This is a genomic window from Psychrobacter sp. AOP5-GZ1-6 (genome assembly GCF_052376345.1).
Taxonomy (GTDB): Bacteria; Pseudomonadota; Gammaproteobacteria; order Pseudomonadales; family Moraxellaceae; genus Psychrobacter.
This window is the reverse complement of sequence record NZ_JBQSVP010000236.1, coordinates 1-1837: the sequence shown is the minus strand read 5'-3', so window position 1 is coordinate 1837 and position 1837 is coordinate 1. Positions and strand designations below refer to the sequence as shown.

Sequence of the window (1837 nt, the reverse complement as noted above, 5' to 3'; positions counted from 1 at the left end):
GTTGATAGTTTCGTTGAACAAGCTGAAGAGCCTGACTTATTTGTTCTTGACCATGACTTAACTAATGGTGATACCGCCATAAGCTTACTTAAGGTATTAGAGCAAGAAGAGTCTGTATATTTTAGAGATAGATTTATAGTAGTTACGGGCCAAGCAGAAGACCAAGTAACAGAGTCTTATTCTAAATACGGCTCTATTTCACACTTAATAAAACCAGTACATAAGCAGCAGTTTGAGCATGCTGTGAAACACGCTTTATATAAGATTGAATTGAGTGTACTTCGGGAGGATTGGGAGCTTGCTTATGAAGTTTTAGAAAAAGAAGGTGTTTTAGATTCGTTAAAAAGCATCAGTAGCTATAATGATAAAATAAACTCTCAATACTTAACTTTCAAAAATCTCTATGAAGAGCTTCTTGAAAAAACAAAAAAATCAGATGCAAAAGAATTAGCGTTAGCTTATGAAAGAGCAAGTAATGCTGTAAATAACACAGAGGGTGAGTTTGACCTCATTAAAAAATACCAAAATGAAAATTTTAAGTTTACTAAAAGCTTTATAGATGATGTTAAGGATGTATTCAAAACAAATCAGATTCTATTTTTATCTCTCCTCAATTATCTTGGTAGAATTCAAGAGTCTCCTAATGCATACAGAATAAAATCTTTAGACCCTGCAGCTCCAGGAAGTTATGAGTATAGGGTCGCACGCGATAAGAGACTTTATTTCAAACGATTAGATGGTGCCATAGTTTTTACAAGATACGGACATAAGAACAATCAAATAAAAATACTCCATAATCTTTCATCAGGATTGAATAGCCCTATCATAGAAATATAATTAATTGATTCCTACATCTCAAGCTTCACTGCGGACTGTCTTTTTAGTGTGAAAGTTGCGCTTGTTTGATGGTATAGATTTTCCATACTTAGAATAGGATAGATGATCTCAGCTCTAATCTTGAATGACAGTGTCGATAAAGGATTGCATGAGCTGCTTTTGAAAGTCTTTGATGTCATCGAAGCTGTTCATGCTACCAGCCATTTGCTCGGCCAGTTTCTTGATGTCAGATTGGTTAGTCATTGCTTATTCTCCGGTTAGTGGATTATAAGCAGTTACACAGTTTTTAGGAAAGGCTCTGGTATTAGTCAAAAAAAAGAACTTAGGACATCTGAAAGCGTGTCCGATCAAAAGAGGGATGCATCAAAGTAAGCTTGATAGTTTTATACAGAGAGGCTATCCCATTGCTTACATGTACGAGAGCAGCTTTAAAGCTGAAACTTTTCGTCCTTAAAGCTATACACTAATAGGAATACTCTGTATTGATCACTGCAACTGAAAAGCGAACCAATGTTATTGTTGCTCTCTATGAAAAGATAATATTTACGCTTGATCACTTTGAGCACAATATCAATAGCACCATATTTCACCACTAGCGCAAATAAACGCTTACTCCAAGCTTTAGAACGAAATGCGTGACTGTGATGGTTATGGGCGAGGATAAAGCAAGTTACTGCTTTACCCGAGCGCAAGGTGAGAGCTGTACTCGAGTAGCTCGATTTCATAAGAACAAGCGTATTCAAAAACTCATTAACAGATATAGCCATCGTACCCTTTGGCTACCGCCCTATAGCCCTGATCTTAATCCCATTGAAAAGAAGTGGGCTCAAGCGAAGTTGTAAAAATATGACGGCTCTTGCTTGCGCTTATATTTGGCTAAAACTTTGAATATTCAACACGCCCTCATAATTTTTCTAATAATTCACTTTTCCGTAATCAACTGGTCTTTGAACATTGATATAAATCCAAAACTAAATACTAAGAAACCTAAGCCTGCTAC

Annotated in this window: 2 protein-coding genes and 1 pseudogene; 2 read left to right on the top strand and 1 reads right to left on the bottom strand. The window is 36.1% G+C overall.

Going from position 1 to position 1837, the window contains the following annotated elements; genetic code table 11:
* Positions 1-837 (top strand): hypothetical protein (locus ACT3RN_RS15360; protein ID WP_444518801.1); only part of this gene is annotated, 837 nt, incomplete at its 5' end.
* A 24-nt stretch (positions 838-861) separates the two neighbouring features.
* Here the strand turns inward: ACT3RN_RS15360 and ACT3RN_RS15355 are convergent.
* A pseudogene (locus ACT3RN_RS15355) lies at positions 862-1080 on the bottom strand (IS256 family transposase); the annotation flags it as partial.
* Between the two features lie 401 nt (positions 1081-1481).
* Here ACT3RN_RS15355 and ACT3RN_RS15350 point away from each other — a divergent pair.
* A complete protein-coding gene (locus ACT3RN_RS15350) occupies positions 1482-1679 on the top strand; it encodes a transposase (protein ID WP_444518802.1) in 198 nt (65 codons plus the stop codon).
* Positions 1680-1837: the final 158 nt, after the last annotated feature.

Bases quoted from the DNA above. Each gene is read 5' to 3' on its own strand.
- ACT3RN_RS15350 (WP_444518802.1), top strand. From the start codon at position 1,482: ATGGTTATGGGCGAGGATAAAGCAAGTTACTGCTTTACCCGAGCGCAA.